The following is a 404-nucleotide window of genomic DNA, read 5'->3' on the forward strand; positions in this document are numbered from 1 at the left end:
TCCTGAGCCAGGATCAAACTCTCATGTTATAGTCTTCGACTTAACGAGGTCGTTTCGAGTTTAGTCGAAACATACATCTTGTTACTTGGCGAGGTCTCCCACGAACCTAGTCACAAGATGTTACCTTGTGTCTGATTCCAGTCAAAATTTCGCTTGGCTAATTTTAACCGTTATTACTGTTGTTTTGGTTCTTCGCAAAATTTGCATTTTGCTCATCGCGTTCAACTCGCTCATGCCTGCAAGCAGTCATGGACTCGTTTTTATCGCGAATGTTCTGAATGTTCTCTTGAACTTCAAGGCTTAACCAAAAGCCTTTGTTCTTAGAATTTTCAGGGTTTTACATACTGTTCAGTTTTCAAGGTTCTTTGTTGTTGTCTCATCGACAGCTTATTTATATTATCATA

Origin of the sequence: Clostridium sp. TF11-13AC (genome assembly GCF_003481065.1) — a bacterium.
GTDB classification, from domain to species: domain Bacteria; phylum Bacillota; class Clostridia; order Lachnospirales; family Lachnospiraceae; genus Otoolea; species Otoolea fessa.